Annotated in this window: 19 protein-coding genes and 2 pseudogenes; 13 read left to right on the forward strand and 8 right to left on the reverse strand. The window is 57.3% G+C overall.

What is annotated here, in order from left to right:
* Nucleotides 1–537 precede the first annotated feature (537 nt).
* The 3 genes and pseudogenes from kdsA to QD461_RS22895 form a co-directional block, all read right to left on the reverse strand.
* Nucleotides 538–1416: a 3-deoxy-8-phosphooctulonate synthase gene (gene kdsA / locus QD461_RS22885; RefSeq protein WP_414089884.1), complete on the reverse strand. Its 879-nt coding sequence runs from the start codon at nucleotides 1414–1416 to the stop codon at nucleotides 538–540.
* Nucleotides 1417–1607: 191 nt separating this feature from the next.
* A pseudogene (locus tag QD461_RS22890) lies at nucleotides 1608–1847 on the reverse strand (GlxA family transcriptional regulator); the annotation flags it as partial.
* Nucleotides 1848–2071: 224 nt separating this feature from the next.
* Entirely contained in the window at nucleotides 2072–3160 is a 1089-nt protein-coding gene (locus QD461_RS22895) for a porin (protein WP_414089800.1), read from the reverse strand.
* On the opposite strand from QD461_RS22895, the gene QD461_RS22900 reads away from it, so the two are divergent.
* Both QD461_RS22900 and QD461_RS22905 read left to right on the forward strand, forming a co-directional pair.
* Nucleotides 3153–3440 carry a hypothetical protein gene (locus QD461_RS22900; RefSeq protein ID WP_414089801.1) on the forward strand — a complete coding sequence of 96 codons (288 nt, stop codon included), beginning with the start codon at nucleotides 3153–3155 and terminating at the stop codon, nucleotides 3438–3440. The genes QD461_RS22895 and QD461_RS22900 overlap by 8 nt on opposite strands.
* A 414-nt stretch (nucleotides 3441–3854) precedes the next feature.
* Nucleotides 3855–4235: an aldo/keto reductase gene (locus tag QD461_RS22905; RefSeq protein WP_414089802.1), complete on the forward strand. Its 381-nt coding sequence runs from the start codon at nucleotides 3855–3857 to the stop codon at nucleotides 4233–4235.
* Between the two features lie 578 nt (nucleotides 4236–4813).
* On the opposite strand, the pseudogene QD461_RS22910 reads toward QD461_RS22905, so the two are convergent.
* A pseudogene (locus tag QD461_RS22910) lies at nucleotides 4814–5215 on the reverse strand (NUDIX hydrolase); the annotation flags it as partial.
* Between the two features lie 814 nt (nucleotides 5216–6029).
* Here QD461_RS22910 and QD461_RS22915 point away from each other — a divergent pair.
* The 4 genes from QD461_RS22915 to QD461_RS22930 all read left to right on the forward strand — a co-directional run bounded on the left by QD461_RS22915 (nucleotide 6030) and on the right by QD461_RS22930 (nucleotide 8684).
* A complete protein-coding gene (locus QD461_RS22915; protein WP_414089803.1) occupies nucleotides 6030–6668 on the forward strand; it encodes a GGDEF domain-containing protein in 639 nt (212 codons plus the stop codon).
* Between the two features lie 223 nt (nucleotides 6669–6891).
* Nucleotides 6892–7809 carry a GGDEF domain-containing protein gene (locus QD461_RS22920; RefSeq protein WP_184707440.1) on the forward strand — a complete coding sequence of 306 codons (918 nt, stop codon included), beginning with the start codon at nucleotides 6892–6894 and terminating at the stop codon, nucleotides 7807–7809.
* A 207-nt stretch (nucleotides 7810–8016) separates the two neighbouring features.
* Nucleotides 8017–8244, forward strand: a complete 228-nt coding sequence (locus QD461_RS22925) for a hypothetical protein (RefSeq protein ID WP_414089804.1) — start codon at nucleotides 8017–8019, stop codon at nucleotides 8242–8244.
* 71 nt (nucleotides 8245–8315) lie between these two features.
* Nucleotides 8316–8684 (forward strand): DUF4189 domain-containing protein, encoded by a 369-nt coding sequence (locus QD461_RS22930; RefSeq protein WP_414089805.1) that lies wholly within the window; start codon nucleotides 8316–8318, stop codon nucleotides 8682–8684.
* Between the two features lie 55 nt (nucleotides 8685–8739).
* On the opposite strand, the gene QD461_RS22935 is transcribed toward QD461_RS22930, so the two are convergent.
* A complete protein-coding gene (locus QD461_RS22935) occupies nucleotides 8740–10701 on the reverse strand; it encodes an elongation factor G (RefSeq protein ID WP_414089806.1) in 1962 nt (653 codons plus the stop codon).
* A 214-nt stretch (nucleotides 10702–10915) separates the two neighbouring features.
* Here QD461_RS22935 and QD461_RS22940 point away from each other — a divergent pair, with 214 nt between their 5' ends.
* Complete coding sequence (locus tag QD461_RS22940) at nucleotides 10916–11212, forward strand: hypothetical protein (RefSeq protein ID WP_414089807.1); 297 nt, start codon at nucleotides 10916–10918, stop codon at nucleotides 11210–11212.
* A gap of 139 nt (nucleotides 11213–11351) precedes the next feature.
* Here the strand turns inward: QD461_RS22940 and QD461_RS22945 are convergent, their stop codons facing one another.
* The 3 genes from QD461_RS22945 to QD461_RS22955 are packed head-to-tail and all read right to left on the reverse strand — an operon-like array spanning nucleotide 11352 to nucleotide 14360.
* Nucleotides 11352–12599: an enolase C-terminal domain-like protein gene (locus QD461_RS22945; protein ID WP_414089808.1), complete on the reverse strand. Its 1248-nt coding sequence runs from the start codon at nucleotides 12597–12599 to the stop codon at nucleotides 11352–11354.
* 30 nt (nucleotides 12600–12629) lie between these two features.
* Nucleotides 12630–13412: an SDR family NAD(P)-dependent oxidoreductase gene (locus QD461_RS22950; RefSeq protein WP_414089809.1), complete on the reverse strand. Its 783-nt coding sequence runs from the start codon at nucleotides 13410–13412 to the stop codon at nucleotides 12630–12632.
* A 54-nt stretch (nucleotides 13413–13466) separates the two neighbouring features.
* Nucleotides 13467–14360 carry an SMP-30/gluconolactonase/LRE family protein gene (locus QD461_RS22955; RefSeq protein WP_414089810.1) on the reverse strand — a complete coding sequence of 298 codons (894 nt, stop codon included), beginning with the start codon at nucleotides 14358–14360 and terminating at the stop codon, nucleotides 13467–13469.
* A gap of 102 nt (nucleotides 14361–14462) precedes the next feature.
* Here QD461_RS22955 and QD461_RS22960 point away from each other — a divergent pair, with 102 nt between their 5' ends.
* From QD461_RS22960 to QD461_RS22985, 6 genes are all read left to right on the forward strand, one after another.
* Nucleotides 14463–15197 carry a FadR/GntR family transcriptional regulator gene (locus QD461_RS22960; RefSeq protein ID WP_414089811.1) on the forward strand — a complete coding sequence of 245 codons (735 nt, stop codon included), beginning with the start codon at nucleotides 14463–14465 and terminating at the stop codon, nucleotides 15195–15197.
* Nucleotides 15197–16399 carry a mandelate racemase/muconate lactonizing enzyme family protein gene (locus QD461_RS22965; RefSeq protein WP_414089812.1) on the forward strand — a complete coding sequence of 401 codons (1203 nt, stop codon included), beginning with the start codon at nucleotides 15197–15199 and terminating at the stop codon, nucleotides 16397–16399. The genes QD461_RS22960 and QD461_RS22965 overlap by 1 nt, the downstream gene beginning before the upstream one ends.
* 82 nt (nucleotides 16400–16481) lie before the next feature.
* A complete protein-coding gene (locus tag QD461_RS22970) occupies nucleotides 16482–17174 on the forward strand; it encodes a GntR family transcriptional regulator (protein ID WP_414089813.1) in 693 nt (230 codons plus the stop codon).
* Nucleotides 17175–17211: 37 nt separating this feature from the next.
* On the forward strand, nucleotides 17212–18186 hold the full coding sequence (locus tag QD461_RS22975) for a sugar ABC transporter substrate-binding protein (protein WP_414089814.1): 975 nt from the start codon (nucleotides 17212–17214) through the stop codon (nucleotides 18184–18186).
* 72 nt (nucleotides 18187–18258) lie between these two features.
* Nucleotides 18259–19242, forward strand: coding sequence for an ABC transporter permease (locus QD461_RS22980; protein ID WP_414089815.1), 984 nt, complete (start codon nucleotides 18259–18261; stop codon nucleotides 19240–19242).
* Nucleotides 19239–19970, forward strand: a complete 732-nt coding sequence (locus tag QD461_RS22985; protein WP_184707464.1) for an ATP-binding cassette domain-containing protein — start codon at nucleotides 19239–19241, stop codon at nucleotides 19968–19970. The genes QD461_RS22980 and QD461_RS22985 overlap by 4 nt, the downstream gene beginning before the upstream one ends.
* Nucleotides 19971–19974: the final 4 nt, after the last annotated feature.

Consider the following 19974-nt stretch of genomic DNA (forward strand, 5'->3'; position numbering starts at 1 on the left):
CCCGATGCCCCCCCTCGCCCTCCGCATCCCGATGCCCCCCCTCGCCCTCCGCATAGGCAACCGAAAGAAGCATGCCGCGCATCAGCGGCGACAGAGCGGCGACATCGACGTCACCCAGCAATTTGATTTCCGGCAGCATGGCGCAGTCCTGGTTCTAACCTGGTGGCATGTCGATGCCGTCAACCATCTACCAGGAGAAGACGAATTGATAGTGAGGAAGCTAAAGCCGAAGGGGTGCGTCTCACCCGCCCCCTCCCTTCCCTTGCAACCCGGCCCGGTCGGGGGCTTGCCACAGTGCAAGTGGACATATCGAGTGTCGCATTTCTAAATGGCTGACGATGCGCCCAAAGGGACATTTCTACTTTGCAAATCGGCCGACATTCCAACTCATCCGCCACAACGTGTGTAGCCGGGTACATTCTATTTCCAAGTGCGACATGCCAGTAATTGGCAGATTCCATTTTCAAATGCGCCTGTCGCCCTCCCCAGCATGCTCCCTGTAACCAAGATGCGCTCAAACGCGGAATGTCACTCTAGTTAGGCAAGGTCGACGGTTGGGAAAGACTTTACCAACTCGTCGACGGCTTTCATTTGGCTCAAGAAAGCGGAAACTTTGTCGAGTGCTAATGCGCTAGGTCCATCGCATAAGGCGCGATCAGGGTCAGGATGCGCTTCCAAGAATATGCCTGCCAGCCCCAAGGCCAGGCCAGAACGAGCCAACTCGAAGACTTGTTTTCGGCGGCCGCCGGAACTTTTTGCGCTCGGGTCGCGCATCTGCAGCGAATGCGTCACATCGAAGATAATAGGCGCGTCAGCGCTCACTTCCTTCATGACGCTAAATCCGAGCATATCGACCACCAGGTTATCATAGCCAAAGCAGCTCCCGCGCTCGCAGATGATCGCCTTGTCGTTTCCGAAATCTGCGAACTTATCGATGACATTTCCGATCTGGCGCGGGCTCATGAACTGAGGCTTTTTCACGTTGACGATTTTTCCCGTCTTAGCGAGGGCCTCGATCAAGTCGGTTTGGCGGGCGAGAAATGCGGGGAGCTGCAGGATGTCGCATACTTCGGCGGCCACTGTTGCCTGATCGGGGAGATGAACATCCGTCAGGATCGGAACACCGAAAGTGTCGCGAACCTCTTGAAGGATTCTCATACCCTCGTAAATGCCCGGGCCGCGAAAGGATTGGTTCGAGGAGCGATTGGCCTTGTCGAAGGAGGCTTTGAAGACGTACGGGATTTGCTGGCGATCCGTCTCTCTTTTCATTTCTTCGGCGACTTGCATTGCCAGATCGCGGCTTTCCAGCACGTTGACACCGCCGATGAAGACCATTGCCTTCGAGTTGGAAATTTCAATGCTTCCTAGTGATATCGCGCGCACGGTAGTTCCCTTGTCTGTCGGCCGATGAGGCATCATGCTTCGCCTTACCCGCCAAACGCAAACTCGACTGGACGTTCAGCGGCACTGAAACCTTGGCTCTGATCTGAACCAAGCTCTGGTTTGCTCCAGACTGCAACTGCAATGACGATATAGTTGTATCGGTTTTATGACGACAATCCTATGTGCTCCAAGATCGGAGTGAGGATCACGCGTTGATGGATTCATTACGTCCGTTCCTCCAGCTGCGCCAAACGGCGAACGGCTTGCGGTGTGACCGAAGGCGCGCACGAAAGCGCCGCGCATGCGTTCGCGATCAGCAAAACCGGTTTCCAGCGCGACGACATCGATTGAATGGCGGCCCTGCTCCATCATCAGGCGCAGGTTCTCGACGGCGAGTGCTTGGGGTGGGATTTCGGAGTGCGGCGATCACGCTGACCAAATGTTGCGGGCGCCAGGCGAGCGGCAGCGCTGCATCACCCGCTCTTGTTTTCGCAGATGAAGAAGCGAACTGAATAATGCCGATCAGGAAAACTATCGCGGTCTCGCAGCAAACTAGGTTTCAATAGTTCCCCGACACAAGTTCGCGTGGATGTGGCCGTCTCGGAAAGAGCTTCTACCGAAAAGAGGAAGGCTCTCATGGAAACAGGGCCTTCCTCCGTCTCTGATCGGAGGTCTATTTCAGATCAGATCAGAAAGTGCGCTCGAAGCGGAGAATACCGGCCCACTGGTCCTGATTGATGTTGTCCCAGTTGGTGTAGGAGACTTCCGGCTCGACGAGCAGGTTCTTAACCGGGTTCCACTTGACGTTCGTCGTAGCAGCGAAGATCTTGGAGTCGGTGTAGGCGAGCTGCAGGTTCCACTTCAGCTTTTCGTTGATCGGAACGCTTGCACCGCCCCAAACTGCCCAGTCACCCCAGCCGATATTGGCAGCCGGGCCTGCACCTCCCGCACCAGCATACTTGTTAAGCTTATCGCCGTTCGTGTTCCAGCCGCCCATCAAGAAGGCCGAGAATACGCCGAAGTCAGCGTCTACGCGGGCCTTGATGGCGCCTTCTTCGACGATCGAGTCGTAACCGCCAACGAGCTTGAAGGCCCATGCGCCGGCCTTGTAGCCCACACCGGCAACGGCGTCTGGAGCGTAGTGGTTGTGGCTGTCTTCGCCGTTGGGGCCTGTGACTGGTACCGTCACACCAGCAGCATTCGTGGTGTAGCCCGAATTGCTGTCTTCAACCGAGATCACAGCCGTGAAGCCGTTTCCAGCGTCGTAGTTGTAGGTGATCTGGTTCAGTTCATATGGACCGTCATAGACCACGTCGTCGTTGATGACGTCGCCGGCATAACCGGTGAAGACGTTGAACTGCGAGTCTTCCTTACCGATGGTGAAGCCACCGAGGCTGATGCTGGCGTGCAGCAGGTTGGTCGCGGTTGGGTTGCCGTCGTTCCAGTCCCAACGCATTTCGGTGTTGGTCTTCAGCGGGCCGTATTCGGTGTCCGAAGCCGTCTGCAGCTGCAGCTCAGCGCGAGTGTGCCATTTGGTGCCGAAATGGGTATCAGGGTTATATGCATCGTACCACTGACCTTCGGTACGAACTTTGCCGCCGATCTTGAGGCAGGTTTCGGTACCCGGAATGAAGAAGTAGCCAGCGCCATATGCATCGCAGATGCGGACGTATTCAAGCGGCTCCGGCTCAGCAGCGACGATTGCGTCGGCTGCGTGAGCACCGGATACTGCTGCCAACGCAGCAGCGGAGCCAAGAAGAAGGCTCTTGATGTTCATTTTCTCTCCAATCGATGTGCCAGATTTGAATCCGCCTAAGATCATCTCCGGGTTCGCCAATCCGGCCGTTCCCTATTATCAGGAGCCCAATCGCTCCCCTCAGCAACCTAGAGTCATCATGGTGATGCGGGAAATTTATTTCTCCACTGGCGGCAGTATTCCTCTGCATAAAAATTTTTTAGATGCAAAAATACGTCATATTTCGCCAAATATTTCTAAGTATTTACGACAGATGCGGAATGGATATATTTATTCAAACATACTGGTTGTACATATATAAACATGCGGACCGTACATATACAATTTTGCCACTCAGAAATAATAAGCGCTACTTAGCAAATTTATTCCTCTGACTTTCCACTTAATTCGGGCTTTCCTCAAGCTGTGTGGAGATCGGCCATTCGATCGGCATCATTCGCATTCTGAGAATGCCCTGTATGTGCCTACATACATTGCCGCTTCGTCTTCAGGCGGTCGATGCGACCTTCTGCTTGCATTGCTCCGGGGCAGGTCGATGGTGTTGGAGAGAGCGTCGTTATCACGGCGAAGAACACGGACAAAACGAGCCAAGGAGACGAGCCCGAAATGAATGACATCTTTGGCAGGATTGGCACCAACAACCGTGCGCTGCAGTTTCCAATCTAGATCGGGTTCCTCAGCTTACCCATCAACTGGCCTGTGTGAAACAGCCGATTTGTGCGGCAGATACAGTCCTGAAAATCCGCCGCCGAAAGGCATTGGCCGGGCTGAAGTTTACAATGGCATTCTGTCTCAATTGAAGGTGCTGACGGAGAGGCTGGCCGTGATCGGTCAGGCGCAGGGAGCCGTGGCCGCCGATGTCGCGACGGCTTGGGCTATCGCCAAGGGTACAACGCCGATCATCGGCTTCACCAAGCCCAGCTACATCGATGACCTGGTAGGAGCCAGCACCATGACGCTCACCGGCGACGACATCGCGGAATTGGAAGCTCTCGCCGACGCCGCCAACGTGAGCACACGCCGGTGGCGCGAAAAGGACATGCAGCTTCAGAACTCCGCGATCCAGGACCTCGGACCGCAGTTGGGAGCGCATTGAGTCCAAGCAGTGCGGGGTGGCGGAGGGACTTGCATAAGAAAAAAGGGCCGCCGGTCGAAACCGTGGCCCATAAAGTGTGAAGGTCAAAGACCTCCAGAGGGGAACAGCTGCTGCGACGGAACTGGGAGGAGACCGTCATGTGCATCAGCCACGAGCTTTATGCCCGTTTTTTGATCAAATGGAAAACATTTATTGTGCAATGCAGCTATGCACACGCTGCGCTGCTTATAGAACGAGTATCCAGATCGTCTCGCCACACCCCGTCGAAGACACACCCTGGCACGCAGTTCTGGCTAGGTCATCGCCCGCCTCTCGCGAGCGATGGGATGCCAAGCGACGCCTCGCCGCCTCAGCTCTGGTGGCGACGCTGCTCGTCTTCGAAACCATCGAGCCATGCTCCAGCCGCGATCGAAGCTATTTCGCCAACTTTCCATACATAGAATGAAGAACTCGGTGACTTCCCGTTTCCAGTCGCCTTGTCGATCTCTACCGGCGCCCCCTTATCTACACTCATTTTGACTGCAATGGCTCCAGGATAGGCACAGTTCGTCGGCCTGCCATTCCTTGTATCGGCTACGTCACGAACCGATCTTACCTATCTCATTTGCCATAAAGCCCGCCAGCAACTCTTTGAGTTGCGGCTCGGGAACCTGGAGCGCAGCTTCAATGGGCGGCAACCAGATCAATGTTCGCTGACCGGTCTCCGGAAAATTGAGACAGGTCTCCTTGACCTCCAAGGCATGAACCTCCACGGACGCTGTTACTGTCCGACTATCTGCGAGCCGCTTCAAATAGGTGTAAAAGCCATAAGGCTTCTTTTTTGCCTTGCCTTTGATGCCAGCCTCTTCCCAAGCCTCACGTTCCACGACTTCGTGAGGTTTCAGCCCTTTGATAGGCCAGCCCTTCGGTATCGTCCAACGATGTGTTTCCCGCGTCGTGATCAGCAATATTTCAGGGCGGCCCTTTTCGATAGTCCGGAAACATAAGGCGCCGAATTGGGGAGCCGAAAGGCTCTCGAATGTGGTGCTCGTGTGAAGGGCGAGACGTCTCGGATGTGTCTGTTGAACGCCCCTCGCCCCTCCCCTAACGTTTCACATTGCTTTATTAGCAATACTCGATTCTCTTCAAAGTAAGAAATCCGGATCCGCGCCCATCCCCTTTTTCTTTGCTGTATTGAGGCCGGTGATTTCTCCGGGCTCGGAGGGCGCGTAGTAGAGGCGAACTGTGCTGCCCACAAACGGTGCGACAAGATCACACCCCAATAGCCACACTCTCCTCCGGGGGAAGCTATCCAGCGACCGAAATCGACGACTTGCTTTAAAATGCTGGCCAACTCAGCCTGGCTTGGCGGCATCGGCTCGGCTGTGGTCGCCGAGGCGCCGATCGCGTCGAAGAAGCAGGCCATCCGGGTGATCATGGCTATCAACAGACGAACTGGCTCGCTCCCCGGATCGCCCAAGGCACTCCGGATATCGGAGCCAATATGTTCCACTTGATCCGCGCTCAAGTGGATCTATCCCTTGTCTTCCCGACAACGGTTTCAGATATTCATCCGAACGCCGCCAATTCGCGAAAACAACCATACGAAGCAACAAATTTTACAGGATTTCTTAAGCTGTTTTTTTCAGGCCCCTGTTTAGCTAACGCAGCATTAAGAACGGGTATAGCTCCGACATGATTCTACAACACCGACATCCCTCCGACACCATTTTCAAAGCCCTGCGGAGGGCCACGCTCGGCGCACTATGCGCCGTGGTCGGTTCCTTTGGTCTTTTGCTTATTTTAAACCTATTAATGCCGGATCAGCCATTTCTGGTCGGATTCGTCGGTGCAGCACTTGTTTCTGCTTTTGTGGCCTTTCCGCTGTTTTTTGCCTTGCAGCTCAACAAAAGCGTGCTCCGCAAGATGCAGGAAAACGTCACCCAGGCGGCGCGCTACGACAGCGTAACGAAGACGCTGAACGGCACCGCCTTTGCCGCAGCCGTTGAGCACTTTATCGACCGGCGCAAGCATGCCGCCGCCGATGCCGGCGGCATCGTCGTCGCCGTCATCATCGATACACTCGACGACATCAGCCGTCGCTACGGGCCGCGATGGGCCGACACCGTGATGCAATCGCTTGCCTCGATCATCCAATCCTCGGTTCGTAGTGGTGATCTGGTGGCGCGGCTTGCAACCAACGAACTCGGCATCTTCCTACCTGGCGCCACGATCGAGAACGCCCACGACATAGGCACCCGCATCCGCGCGCGCGTCTCCGAGGCCACCTTCAGCGCAGAAGGCGCGCCGCTTTCCGTCGCCATCCGCCTCGGCGGCATCTCCTTCGACGGCCCGGCCGATTTCAACCAACTCCGCCAGCTCGCCGACCAAATGGCGTTCGAACGCGGAGACGAGAGCGACGACATTCCTATCAGCGTGCTGCCTGCCGCATGAGGCTTTCGACTGCATCGTAGCGTCAGCGGCGGTATGAGCCCAACGGCAAAACCCGTCTTTGATAAGGTCAATTTTCGGCCCGTCACACCGCGGACCGCGTGACAATATTTCTCGCTCATCCTAACATACTAACATAAATTTTATCCCTGCCGGTCACAATTCAGGGCGACACAACCAGTCTGAGGGCATGATGGCCTTGGGTAACGCAGAATACATATTGCGCATGGCGCAATTGATCGAAGGGTCGGGTGCGCTCGTTGCCGTGTACGATCAGGATGATCGCCTTCGCTTCGCCAACCGTGCGTTTCGAATGGCCTGGTTCATCGACGATAACGAGCATCCATTATGGTCCGACCTCATGCGCCGTAACTATCATGCCATGCGCGGAACGATCATCAAAACCACTGATTTCGAGAGCTGGCTGCTGACTACACAGGCGAGACGAGGGAAAACCGGCTTTCGCGCCTTCGAAACAGATCTTCATGATGGCCGCTGGCTCTGGATGACGGAGACCATGGAGCACAGTGGCTGGATGCTCTGCGTTGCAAGCGACATCACCACGATCCGATCGGACGAACGCTCCCTGCGGCAAGACCGCGACTTTGCGCTAAAAGCCTCGCAGACCGACGAATTGACGGGCGTTCCAAGCCGGAGATTCGTCATGCCAAAGCTTGGTGAGCTCGTCGGTGGTCAGGGTGGCGCAGCCGAGCAAGTTGGGTGTTTTGCCATACTCGACATCGATAACTTCAAGTCGATCAATGATCGCTTCGGCCATAGCATTGGCGACGCGGTTCTCAGAGATTTTGCGGCAACGCTCCAGAAAATCGCCCGCAAGACCGATATTGTTGGACGCATCGGAGGAGAAGAATTTGCTCTGATTCTCCCCAAAATCACACCGGACCGCGCAGAAACGATCGTTTATCGTATGCTGCTTGCCGTGAGGCAATCACGCCCCCTGCCCGACCAACCCGACTTCTCTTACACGTTTTCCGCCGGTATCGCGTCTGCCCTGCGTGGCGACGATGTCAATGATCTCTATCGAAGGGCGGATCTCGCCCTTTACGCGGCGAAGCTGAACGGACGTAATCAGGTGTGCGTCGACCCGACCGCACATTCAATCGGAGCGGCAAGATTGCTGTAGCCTAGCCAAATCGCTTGGAAATGACTCTGATAGGAAAGCGATGGCGACGATAGAGCGAATCACGGGCTGATGTGGCCTGTCACTACGCGTCCGATTTCCCTCAAGTTGATGCCATGCTCGGCGCTGCTTAACATTGGAACGTGCTTGAGAAGACGAAGTCTTTGTGGCTGCGCGTGAAAATGCACCCAAAAATAGTCCGTTGACACATTGGAGGACGTCTTCGACAAGGAACTCTCGATCAAAAATGGCACACGCCTGCTCTCACTCAGAATTCTTGTAACCGCACAGGTCAATGTAATGACGACGTTTCGCTCGCAATCGAACCACTTTGCACTGATCGGCGACAACCGCGCCAAGGCAACGCCTAGTTCCGGTGACGTTTCCGGTATATTTCCTTTCTTAGAAACCATGCCGACCATGGGCGACCTCGGTTAGATACTTCGTAGAGGACGCGCAAAAGCGCCTGTTGGTTCAGCCCCCTTTCAAGCCCCTGTTAGGATATGGAAATGACACGTTTGAAATTTGCCGCAACAACAGCGCTGCTAACATTGACCATGGCCGCGACTGTCGCCTCTGCTGCGGAATTCGGCGCTTTGGCCTACTCAAGAAGCACGGGATCATACGGTTCCTCCCACAACTATTCCACGCGGGCCGATGCCGAGGACGAGGCACTGTCCAACTGCTCCTCCTATGCCGACGACTGTCGGATCGTGGTTTATTTCCGCAATGCCTGCGGGGCTCTCGCCGTCGGAAGCAGGAGAGGGTTCGGCTATGGCTGGAGCGCGAGGCGTGGCGAGGCTCGGTATACCGCGCTTGCAAATTGCCGGGAAAACGATCGCGGCTGCCGTATCGTCAATTGGACCTGCTCCAAATAGGAACTTGATATCGCGGTTCCCGACGCTCTCCCATCGACGGACCAGCACGAACGGTTCAGTGTGCGGCGCCTGATTTCTCTTGTGCCCTCACGATGGCGTCCGCTTCCTTGCCGTATAGTTCCTCGAAGTGATCGAAGGTCTTGGAAAAATAACCAATGCCCTGCGTCGCCGAGCGCAGCGCTCGCGCCAGATCGTCAAGTGCGCCGCCCGGAACGAGCGCCCGGAAGATGTCCCATCCCTTGGCGGCTTCATCGCGGTCGAAGCCGAGAACCTGGCCGTTAAGAGCGGAGACGATCTGGACGAGGTTGCCCGAATAGACCGACGGAATATGAAACTCGCTGCGAAAAACCGGCTGCATCAAGACGGTCGATCCTTCCGAAAGCGCCTGACGCACCCCCATTTTCGATGCAGTTCGGAAGGCGTGTTCCGAACTGTCGACGGTATGGTGCTGACCATCTGACAACGTTACGCCAACATCAATGACTTCGAAGCCTAGCGGTCCTTTCTCCATTGCTTCGCGTGCACCCGCTTCGACGGCGGGGATGTAATTGCGGGGAACGGCGCCGCCCTTGATGGTTTCATCAAAGGTGAAGCCCCGGCCGCGCTCGTTGGGGTAAATGCTGAGCTTCACATCCGCAAATTGCCCGGCACCGCCGGTCTGCTTGCGATGACGGTAGTGAACCTCCGATGGTTTCGTGATCGTCTCGCGGTAGATCGGGCTGGGCGTTCGGTCGGTCACTGAGATGTGAAAGACATCGGACAGTGTGCGGAAGAGATCACGCAGATGCACAGGCCCTTGGGCACGGACGAGTTGAGCGCCCGTACCTTCCTCCTGCAAGACTTTCAGACCGCGATCCGTCTCGGAGAGTTTCGCCAGCGTCTCTGAAAGCTTGTTTTCATCGCGCTCGCTGCCCGGAATCAGGATCCTTTCAAGCATCGGCGTCGGTGGTTCCGTCCATTCAGGCGGGGCAACCACCGCGCCAGTAGTCAGCAGTGAAGGGACAGACAGGTGGTCGGACTTGACTGTTGCGAAGACATCCCCCGGCGTTGGCAGAACCGCCGAATTGGACCGTCCATTGGCAAGATTTTGTACTGCGCCAAGGCTTGAGCCGCCAAGCAATGCGCCTTGCCGCAATCCCTCACCAAGCGCGCGCACGAGCACCGTCTTGCCGACATTTTGGCGATGATAGGCGTGGAAGCTCACGGCCACCAGCTTGCCTTCGTCGACGGCTGCTGCACGAGCGAGACGCTGCCGAAGAACCCCGACCGGCGGCGCCTCGTGACGCAGCGCCTTCATCAGCCTCATCATGCCGTTGCCGTGACCAGCAGCACCGATCAGAACCGGGATAATCTTGTTTTCCCGGAGAACCCGTGATGAGATGGCATAAAGCGCGTCGCTTGGTGGTTCGCGGTCCTCGATCAGTTCTTCAAGAAGCCAGTCATCGAATTCGGACAGGTGTTCCAGGAGTTCGGCGCGTGCTTCGCGCTCGCGTTCGGCGGCGCCATCGGGTATTGCGATCAGCGCCGAAGTCTGGCCTTCCCGGTAGCGCCACGCCCGTTCCGAAATCAGATCGCAACTACCTACGATCCTGTCCCCCTCGCGAATCGGGATCTGACGAAGCAAAAGGGTGTGGTTGGCGTAGTCCTGAAGCGCGGCGATCACGTCCCTCAGCCGCCCTCTCGGTTCGTCCATCCGATTGACGAAGAGGATGCAAGGCGTCCCCGAGGCTTCGATTATTCGCAGGTAGGGCGCCGCGAGCACGGCTTCCTCGGGTGCCGATGAAACGCACAGGATGCAGGCGTCACTGGCAAGAAGCGCGTGCTGCGCATGCGCCAATGCTTCGTTCGGTCCCGGCGCGTCGAGCGCGCACCACGCCTCGTTTCCGAAGGTGAATTCTGTGATGTTCAATCCATAAGGGGAGCTGGATTTTTTCGGTGCCCCCTCCAGGGAGCCGAGCTTTTCCACGACTGTCGATTTTCCGGTCTGCGAAGGTCCAAGCACGGTAAAGCAGCGCATCGGCGTTCCTCCAACTGCCATAAACACAACTTTCAGCCATCATAGGATGCCCTGAACCGCCTCAATGCGCCAGAGGTCTTCAGTTTCACGACGCTAGGATCTGGATTTGCATGTGTGGCTGATCCATTCGGTGGCCGGGAACCCATTGACGAATTTGCGATATCGAACTCTGTTGTCGAGACGTCTTCTAGCCGGTGGAGTTTGGGATAACGCAATGAGCGATATGTTGACTTGCACGGCGTGTGGATCAGACAAAGCCGAACCGGTCGTCCACGACGGCTCATACACTCTTCGATGCGCCGCCTGCGGCCAGGTAATCGTCGCGACATCGTTCATGGCGCTGCTCGACTCCGAGGACGAGTGGGCCGCCTTTATCGATGCAGGTCCCGGAAAGATCCCTCGACCGGAAGCGCTGGTCGCGCGTGGATCGCTTCGTCAGATATCAACAGCAATCAACGTTGCGACATGTAAGGGAAATTTTATACGTCTGATCCCTGAAAAGAGAGAGTGAAGCGCTCCGGTGACAATCCGTGAAGAGAGGGTTCCACTCCATATTTTCCAATCGCACGAGCATAAGGCCTTCCCGGTTACCGGCGACGTTGCGCGTTCGTTTCACCGCGTAGCTAGCAGCATCCTGCCAAGATGCAATCTCAATAGTCCACCACCCTGCCGTCCTGTGGATCGGCCCAGCGCGTGTTTGGCACGGTCGAAAACCAGCCGGGCCGCGCGGGATCGCGATCGTAAAGATAACCGCCGAGCGACTTGTAAAGATCGGCATATTGGCCGAGCTTGTCACGATCAAGCGTCACGCCAAGGCCGGGACCGTCCGGCACCGCAATGGCGCCATCGACATATTTCATCGGACCGCCAACGATGATGTCGTCGGTGAGCTGGTGGTAATGCGCATCCGCCGTGTAGACGAGGTTCGGCAGGACGGCACCAAGATGCAGCATGGTGGCGAGCTGGATGCCGAGCTCGCCGGAAGAATGCACGGCAACACCGAGCTGGAATGTCTCGCACACGCCTGCCGCCTTGATGCAGGGTCGGATGCCACCCCAGAAGGTGGTATCGAGCAGGATCACATCGACGGCCGGGTTCAGCACATTGGTTGCAAGCTGCTCGAAGTTGATGACGATGGTATTGGTGGCGAGTGGCATATGTGTGTTTTCCCGCACGCGCCGCATGCCATTCAGACCCCAGGTCGGATCCTCATAGTAATCGTTATTGAGATCCTCGATACCCTTGGCAAAGCGGATGGCCTCTTCAACGCTGAAGGCGGCGTTCGGATCATACCGCACGGAATCGCTGCCAACAGCCTTTGCAAGTGCGCGGAAGACTTCAAGTTCATAGTCAGGCGGGAAGACGCCACTCTTGAGCTTATGCGCCTTGAAACCATGACTGCGCTTGAGTTCCAGCGCCTGTTCGATCAGTTGGTCGGCAGTGCGGATCTCTCCCTTGCCGGTCTCTTTATTCGGCAGACGGAAAAAGAGATAACTTGCAAAACCAACCTCATTGCGCATCTTGCCGCCGAGGACGTCATAGGCGGGAACGCCCAGAAACTTGCCGATAATATCGATGCAGGCAAATTCGATGGCCGCATGCATCTGTGTACGGTTGTTGTAAAGGCTGGCTGTCGGATTGCAGATCTTGAAACGCAGCTGCTCGAGCTCGAACGGGTCATGCCCGACAAGGTAGGTCTTGAGCGCGCGGAATGCCGCCTCCGCACTCTCGCCTCCTCCCCCCATCTCACCGAGGCCGACGATGCCGATATCCGTTTCCACCTCGATGATCGTGCGCACGAAACGACCCCAATGCGCGCCGTTGGAATGCCGCAGCGGCGCTTCGAGCGGCACGGTCACGGTTGTTGCGCGGATGTCGGTGATCTTGGGCCGCTTCATGCAGGTCTCCGTTCAAATGAATGCAATAACTTACTCCGGCAGCACGATGCCGAGCTTGGCCATGGTACCGCCATCGATCTTTATGTCAGCGCCGGTGATGAAACGAGCCTTGTCGCTGGCAAGAAATGCTACCAGATCGGCAACTTCTTCCTGCTTGCCGACGCGGCCGACCGGATGGCCCTTGCCCCATTGAGCAACCATCTCATCCTGGGTCATGTCACCCTTGAAGAGATCGGCGGCCCAGCGCAGCATGGGCGTATCGATCGAGGCTGGGCAAACGGCATTGACCGTGATGTTGTCGGCGGCATGATCGAGCGCCATGGCACGCACGAGTGCGTTGATGGCGCCCTTGCTGGCGGTGTAGGCGGCTACATTTGCCTGCGAGGCGTAGGACTGTATCGACGAGATGGCGACAATTGCACCACCACCCCGCTTTCTCATTTCCGGAATGGCAAACTTCGAGGCGAGGTAGATGCCTTTCAGATTGACGTCGAGCACGTCGTCCCAAACATCCTCCGGCGTATCGACCACCGTGCCGTAGCGTTGGATGCCAGCACTGCAGACGAGAATATCGACACCACCAAACTCCGCCGTCGCCTGTTCGACGGCAGCTTGCATATCCGCAGCCTTGCGAACATCACCGACAAAGCCGCTTGTCTTGCCGCCGACCTCACCCACCGTCTTATCGACGGACTGCCGGTCGTTGGAAACGATGAGGACCTGTGCACCGGCCTTTGCGAAGCGCTCCGCGCAAGCACGCCCCATGCCCAGGCTACCGCCGGTGACGATGATGCTCTTGCCTTCGAATTCCATAAAGGGCGCTCCTCCACGCGTTTTCGCTTATTAACATTCTACCATACCAGTATGTCAATATCCGAATTTGGGTTCTGCGACACCGCGAAAGCCGGTTTCGACCGCCAGCAGACTACCTTCGAGTGGATGGGTAGAAAGATGTTCTCGGGTCATGGCGAAGCGGGCAGATGTAACATAGAGCGTGGAAAGATCTTCTCCGCCGAAGGTGCAGCTCGTGGGCCATAAAACCGGCAGCTCGACGAGATCTCGCAGCGCGCCTTCGGCGCTGAAACGGGCGACGGCGGCGCCGCCGACCACGCGGCAATTCCAGAGATGATCATCCGCATCGAGACATGAGCCGTCGGGCAAGCCGCGCGTAAACCCACTCACCACGGTGCGGCGACCCGAGATCGTCTTTGCCTCTGGATCGTAGGCAAAGGAATAGATTTCGTTGGCGCGCGTGTCGGCAAACAGAAAGCGATTGTCCTGCGTCCAGCCCATTGTGTTGGTGATACCATAATCATTCGGCGTCAACTGCTTGATCTCGCCCGACGGATCGATGCGATAGATCGCGCCGGCATTGGCTGTCATATCCTTCGGCGTTCCATCCGCATTGAGATTGTTCTGCATCGTAGACACCCAGAAGGAACCATCGGGTGCGACCCGGCCTTCGTTCAACCGATTTTCGGGTCTTGCCGGTTCCGGCCTTGCAAAAGGCTCGAATACCCCCCCGGGCCGCCAGAGGCAGACGTCGCGGGCAAGTCCAACGATAAAGCCACCGCTCTTGCACATGCCGATCGATGTCGGGAAATCCGGTGTAGGCCAGGTCTGGTGCATGCCCGTCTTTAATTCCAGCCGATGAATGCGTTTGCCGCCGATATCGACCCAGTAGAGCGCACCCTCCTCACTCGACCAGACAATGCTCTCACCCACGATGTCCTGCGCATCGAATAAAATGCGGACCCGCATATTCCCTCCCTCTTCATAGTGAAACTTGCGATTGACAATAGGAAATCGACAATCTAAATCAAGCTTAATTTATACCTATAATACAGGTTGGAGAAGAGCTTTATGGAATTCTCTTCTGATACGAAGGATGTCGGAGAACGTCACGCTGGAGCCGAGGGATTGCTCGGCAGCGTCATGACTTCGGTAAAGGCGTATATCCGCGACAATGGCCTGCAGGTGGGCGACGAACTGCCAAGCGAGGGCGCATTTGCGGAACAGACCGGCACATCGCGAACCATCGTTCGTGAGGCCTATCGTTCCCTCGCCGCATTGACGCTGATCGATATCGGCAACGGACGCCGGGCGCGGGTGGCAGCACCGAAGGCCGATGTGCTGGCGATGATCACAGATCACGCCGTCCATACAAACCAGGCAACCATCCAGCAGATTTTCGACGTGCGCCGCACCATTGAGCGTCGAACCGTAGCGCTTGCGGCGTTGCGCCGAAGCGATCGGGAAGCGGCAGAAATCTACGCGCTGGCGGAGGCCATGCAGCGCGATTTCTATGAGCCGCAGAAAGTCATGGAGCACGACATCGCCTTTCACGAGGCGATCGGCTCGGCATCGAAGAACCCGATGTTTTCGTTGATCGTCGGCTCCTTCCATGTGGTGACGCGCCACACCTGGCCGATCGGCTGGGCGAGCCGCGGCAGCAACGAAACGCGACAGGAAAGCATCGACGGCCACTTCGCGATCGCGCAGGCCATCGCCAACGGCGATCCGGCCAGAGGCGAGGCCGCGATGGTCGAGCATTTCGACCTCACCGTGAAAGCACTGCTAGCGGCGGGAGTATACTGATGAAGATCACCGCGTTCGAAACCGTCCGCGTCAAGGAATTCCCGAATATTCTATGGGTGAGGATTCATACGAATGAAGGTCTCGTCGGGCTTGGCGAAACCTTCTTCATGGCGGAAACGGTGGAGGCCTACATCCATGAGGTCGTCGCACCGAAACTGCTTGGTCGCGACCCCTTGGAGATCGATCGCATCTCAAAAGACCTCACCGGCTATCTCGGCTTCCGCTCCACAGGTGTCGAGATGCGCGGCAACTCCGCCGTCGACATCGGTCTCTGGGACTTGTTCGGAAAATCAACCGACTTGCCGATTGCGCAATTGCTCGGCGGCTTTTCGCGCCAGGAAATCCGAACCTACAATACCTGCGCCGGCAACACCTACATGCGTGAAGCAAGCGGCCAGCAGACGGGAAATTACGGCATAGGCGGTCCCGGTCGCGACTATGACGACCTCAACGGCTTCCTCGAACACGCAGACGATCTGGCGGAGGATCTACTTTCCGAAGGCATTTCGGCGATGAAGATCTGGCCTTTCGACATCGCTGCGGAAGCAAGCGGCGGCCAATATATTTCGGGACCCGATCTGCGCAAGGCGCTTGAGCCTTTCGAAAAGATTCGCAAGCGGGTCGGCGACAAGATGGACATCATGGTCGAGTTCCATTCGATGTGGCAACTTACCCCGGCGATCTGGATTGCACGTGCGCTCGAACCCTACGGCACTTTCTGGCATGAAGATCCCATCAAGATGGATTCGCTGTCCAGTCTGAAGCGCTATGCGGCCGCCAGTTCCGCACCTTTGTGCGCCTCCGAAACGTTGGCGACGCGTTGGGCTTTTCGCGATCTGCTCGAAACCGACAGCGCCGGGATCGTTATGCTCGACCTTTCCTGGTGCGGCGGCATCTCCGAGGCAAAGAAGATCGCCACCATGGCCGAAGCCTGGCACCTGCCTGTCGCGCCGCATGATTGCACAGGCCCTGTCGTTCTTTCAGCATCAACGCACCTGTCGCTCAATGCACCAAACGCCCTCGTGCAGGAGAGCGTGCGCGCCTATTACCGCACGTGGTACGCCGACCTTACGACGCAATTGCCGACGGTGACCAACGGAATGATCACCGTTCCGCCAGGCCCTGGCCACGGTGTCGAACTGGCGATGGATCTCGACAGAAAATTCACGGTTTACCGGCGCATGGCCCGAATAGAGGCATGATCCATGCAAAAACACTTGACTTGTATGGTAGTAGGTTAGTAGACAATTCGCATTGGACCGACACCGGGAGGAGAACCGTCGCATGCAGAACGCCAGACCCGCCAAAGTGGTCGCGATGGGCGAGTCCGTTGGCCCACAGGTCTATCGCATCCTGCGAGAGCGCATCATTCAGGCGGAACTACTGCCGGGAGAACGGCTCTCGGAATCGGATGCCGCCAAATCCCTGTCGGTCAGCCGACAGCCGGTGCGGGAAGCCTTCATCAAACTCTCCGAGGAAGGGTTGGTGCAGGTGCTTCCGCAGCGCGGCACGTTCGTCACAAAGATCTCGGTGGCGTCGGTCATGGACGTACGTTTTGTCCGTGAGGCGATCGAAGCCGATATCGTGCGCGTGGTCGCCGGAGATCCTGCGGCCGAGACAGTCGCTGAGCTGCGCCGTCAACTCGCCGAACAGCGGAAGGTATCGCACGACGATCGTACGGGGTTTCTGCGCCTCGACGAACTTTTCCATCACACGCTCGCCGCTGCAGCCGGCAAGTCCTATGCCTGGAGCGTGATCGAAAGTGTCAAGGCGCAGATGGACCGCGTGCGGTTTCTCTCCGTCGACGATCTGCATATCGGGCGGTTGATCGAACAGCATGAGAAAATAGTCGATGGCATTGCTGCCGGCGACAAGACCGCCGCGGAGGAGGCGATCCGGCTGCATCTGCGCGAGATACTGACGTCCTTGCCTGAAATCGCCCGCTCTCGCGCGGAGCTGTTCGACGATACGGAGTGAGCGCAGCACATATTACTACAAAACAAGGGAGGAAAGCATGCTTAAGAAATTGATCGCCGGTACGGCGCTCGGCCTGTCGTTGATGGCATCCGGCGCGTCTGCCGGGGGACTGAATATAACATTCATCAGCCACTCCTCGGCCTCCAACACTTTCTGGCAGTCGGTGAAGAAGGGTTTTGACGATGCGTGCACCCGCGTCGCGGCCAATTGCCAGCTCGTCCTGACCCAGACCGAGGGCTCGGTCGAGCAGGCGGTCGCAAACCTTCAGGCAGCTATCGCCACCAAGCCGGATGCGATCTTCGTCGCCATTGTCGACGACAAGGCCTATGATGCAGCGATCAAGGAAGCCACCGATGCCGGCATCCTCGTGCTTGCCGTCAATGTCGACGACAGCCAGGGTGCGAAGGGCAATGCACGCAAGGCTTTCATAGGCCAGGGTTTCGTCGCGGCAGGTTATTCGCTCGCCAAGGCTCAATCCCTGAACTTTCCGAAGGACGGCCCGCTGAACCTGCTCGTAGGCGTCAACGCCCCGGGGCAAACATGGTCCGAGCAGCGCGCCGCCGGCGTCACCAAATTCCTCGAAGAATACAAGGCCGAACATAAGGATCGCGAGGTCAATATCACGCGCATCGATTCAGCCACCGACCTTGCAATCACCGCCGACCGCATCGGCGCCTACCTCAACGCCAATCCAAACACGACGGCCTACTTCGACACCGGCTTCTGGGGCGCAGGCGTTGCCAAGGTGCTGAAGGACCGCGGCATCGCACCGGGCAAGGTTCTGCTCGGCGGCTTCGACCTCGTTCCCGAGGTTCTGCAGCAGATGACGGCCGGTTATGTGCAGGTCCAGGTTGACCAGCAGCCTTACATGCAGGGCTTCATGCCCGTCATGGAGGCCTATCTCTGGAAGACCGCCGGCCTTGCGCCTTCGGACATAGATACCGGCCAGGGCATTGTCACGCCCAAGGACGTTGCCACGATCATGGAAATGTCGAAGCGCGGCCTGCGTTAATAGAACCATTCAGTTGCACCCGGCGTCTTGCTCCACGGAACGGGACGCCGACCTACTACGAGCGATACGCCGATGAAGCGGTTTCTGAAAGTCTATCTCGATAAGCCCGAGCTGGCAGGGCTTGCGCTGTTGATCATTCTGATCGTCCTGTTCCAGATCAAATCGAACGGCGTATTGTTGTCGTTTGAGAACATACGCGGCATCATGGGGCTGCTTCCGGAGATGGCGCTGGTTGCTATCGGCGTGACCATCTTGATGATCTGTGGCGAATTCGACCTGTCTGTTGGTTCGGTCTTCGCATTGATGCCGATGTCTATGGCGGTGATGCTGAACGATGGAATCCCATTCAGTCTTTCGCTTCTGCTGGGACTGGCTCTCTGTGCGGTCATCGGCCTCATCAACGGCTATGTCGCGCTGCAGTTCTCGATTCCGAGCTTCATTACCACGCTCGGCATGCTATTCATCGCGCGATCTCTGACCATCGTCATTTCAGGTGGCTTCCCGCCGCTGTTGCCTGATAATCTTCCCACCTGGCTATTTACAGACTACATCTGGCAGGGTGCGATCCTGCGCATGTCCTTCCTGTGGTTCGCGCTGATCGCCATTGTCGCGGCGGCCTTCCTTTCTCTAACGAATTTCGGCAACTGGATCCGCGCCGTTGGCGGCTTCAACGAGGCTGCCGCGTCGATGGGCATTCCCGTTCGCCGTGTAAAGATCGTCTGCTTCATGCTTTGCTCGATGCTGGCGGGCTTTGCCGGCCTGCTCCAGGTGCTGCGCCTCGGCTCGCCGTTGCCGTCGATCGGCGAGGGTTTGGAACTGCAGGCGGTCGCCGCCGCCGTCATTGGCGGCACCGCATTGGCCGGTGGCATCGGCACAGTGTTCGGCGCGATCATCGGTACGCTCTTGATCCGCACGATCGACAACGGCCTCGTGCTCTCGCGCGTCGACGCCAACTGGTTCAAATTCGCGATCGGTATGCTCACCATGTTCGCCGTCATCGCCAATGCCTGGATGGGCAAGATGTCCCGCAAGATCAAGGTGGAGGCGCACAAATGACCCAGCCGATTATCGAGTGCCGCAACCTGCAGAAGTGGTATAGCGGCGTACATGCCCTGAAGAACGTGTCGCTGACCATCAAACCCGGCGAGTCTGTCGGTCTGGTGGGCGATAATGGCGCAGGCAAGTCGACGCTCATCAAGATCCTGTCCGGCGTCCACCACCAGGATGACGGCCAAATCCTCATCGAGGGCCGGGAAGTCAATTTCCGCTCTCCCAAGGATGCAATGCATCACGGGCTGGAGACGATCTATCAGTACAATTCGATGGTTCCGACCATGTCGATCGCCCGGAACCTGTTCATTGGCCGCGAACCGATGAAATGGCGCATCGGCAATTTCGGTATCATGGACCAGAAGCGCATGCGCGACGAGAGCGTCAAGGCGATCGCCGATGTCGACCTGCATCTGCGCTCACCGGATGCGCTGGTAGGAGAGCTCTCCGGCGGCCAGCGGCAAGGCGTGGCGATTGCGCGTGCGATGCATTTCAAGTCGAAGGTGCTGATCCTCGACGAGCCGACCAACCACCTCTCCGTCAAGGAGACGAACAAGGTCATCGGTTTCGTGCGTGGTCTGAAGGCGCAGGGCCTGACGGGCATCTTCATTTCACATAACATGCAGCATGTCTTCCAATCTTGTGACCGGATCGTAGCGATGGCTCGCGGCGAGATCGTTTTCGATCGGCAGACCGCAGACACCTCGATAGATGAAGTCCACGAACTCTTGTGAGGCT

It is taken from the genome of Rhizobium sp. BR 314, assembly GCF_047445805.1.
GTDB classification, from domain to species: Bacteria; Pseudomonadota; Alphaproteobacteria; order Rhizobiales; family Rhizobiaceae; genus Rhizobium; species Rhizobium lusitanum_B.

What these genes read in the sequence shown, in the direction of transcription:
- QD461_RS22965 (WP_414089812.1), top strand. Translation starts at nt 15,197, where the DNA reads ATGAAGATCACCGCGTTCGAAACCGTCCGCGTCAAGGAATTCCCGAAT.
- QD461_RS22970 (WP_414089813.1), top strand. Translation starts at nt 16,482, where the DNA reads ATGCAGAACGCCAGACCCGCCAAAGTGGTCGCGATGGGCGAGTCCGTT.
- QD461_RS22975 (WP_414089814.1), top strand. Translation starts at nt 17,212, where the DNA reads ATGCTTAAGAAATTGATCGCCGGTACGGCGCTCGGCCTGTCGTTGATG.
- QD461_RS22915 (WP_414089803.1), top strand. Translation starts at nt 6,030, where the DNA reads ATGCCGGATCAGCCATTTCTGGTCGGATTCGTCGGTGCAGCACTTGTT.
- QD461_RS22985 (WP_184707464.1), top strand. Translation starts at nt 19,239, where the DNA reads ATGACCCAGCCGATTATCGAGTGCCGCAACCTGCAGAAGTGGTATAGC.
- QD461_RS22940 (WP_414089807.1), top strand. Translation starts at nt 10,916, where the DNA reads ATGAGCGATATGTTGACTTGCACGGCGTGTGGATCAGACAAAGCCGAA.
- QD461_RS22945 (WP_414089808.1), bottom strand. Translation starts at nt 12,599, where the DNA reads ATGAAGCGGCCCAAGATCACCGACATCCGCGCAACAACCGTGACCGTG.
- QD461_RS22900 (WP_414089801.1), top strand. Translation starts at nt 3,153, where the DNA reads ATGTTCATTTTCTCTCCAATCGATGTGCCAGATTTGAATCCGCCTAAG.
- QD461_RS22935 (WP_414089806.1), bottom strand. Translation starts at nt 10,701, where the DNA reads ATGCGCTGCTTTACCGTGCTTGGACCTTCGCAGACCGGAAAATCGACA.
- QD461_RS22955 (WP_414089810.1), bottom strand. Translation starts at nt 14,360, where the DNA reads ATGCGGGTCCGCATTTTATTCGATGCGCAGGACATCGTGGGTGAGAGC.
- QD461_RS22930 (WP_414089805.1), top strand. Translation starts at nt 8,316, where the DNA reads ATGACACGTTTGAAATTTGCCGCAACAACAGCGCTGCTAACATTGACC.
- QD461_RS22895 (WP_414089800.1), bottom strand. Translation starts at nt 3,160, where the DNA reads ATGAACATCAAGAGCCTTCTTCTTGGCTCCGCTGCTGCGTTGGCAGCA.
- QD461_RS22950 (WP_414089809.1), bottom strand. Translation starts at nt 13,412, where the DNA reads ATGGAATTCGAAGGCAAGAGCATCATCGTCACCGGCGGTAGCCTGGGC.
- QD461_RS22920 (WP_184707440.1), top strand. Translation starts at nt 6,892, where the DNA reads ATGGCGCAATTGATCGAAGGGTCGGGTGCGCTCGTTGCCGTGTACGAT.
- QD461_RS22960 (WP_414089811.1), top strand. Translation starts at nt 14,463, where the DNA reads ATGGAATTCTCTTCTGATACGAAGGATGTCGGAGAACGTCACGCTGGA.
- kdsA (WP_414089884.1), bottom strand. Translation starts at nt 1,416, where the DNA reads ATGCCTCATCGGCCGACAGACAAGGGAACTACCGTGCGCGCGATATCA.
- QD461_RS22980 (WP_414089815.1), top strand. Translation starts at nt 18,259, where the DNA reads ATGAAGCGGTTTCTGAAAGTCTATCTCGATAAGCCCGAGCTGGCAGGG.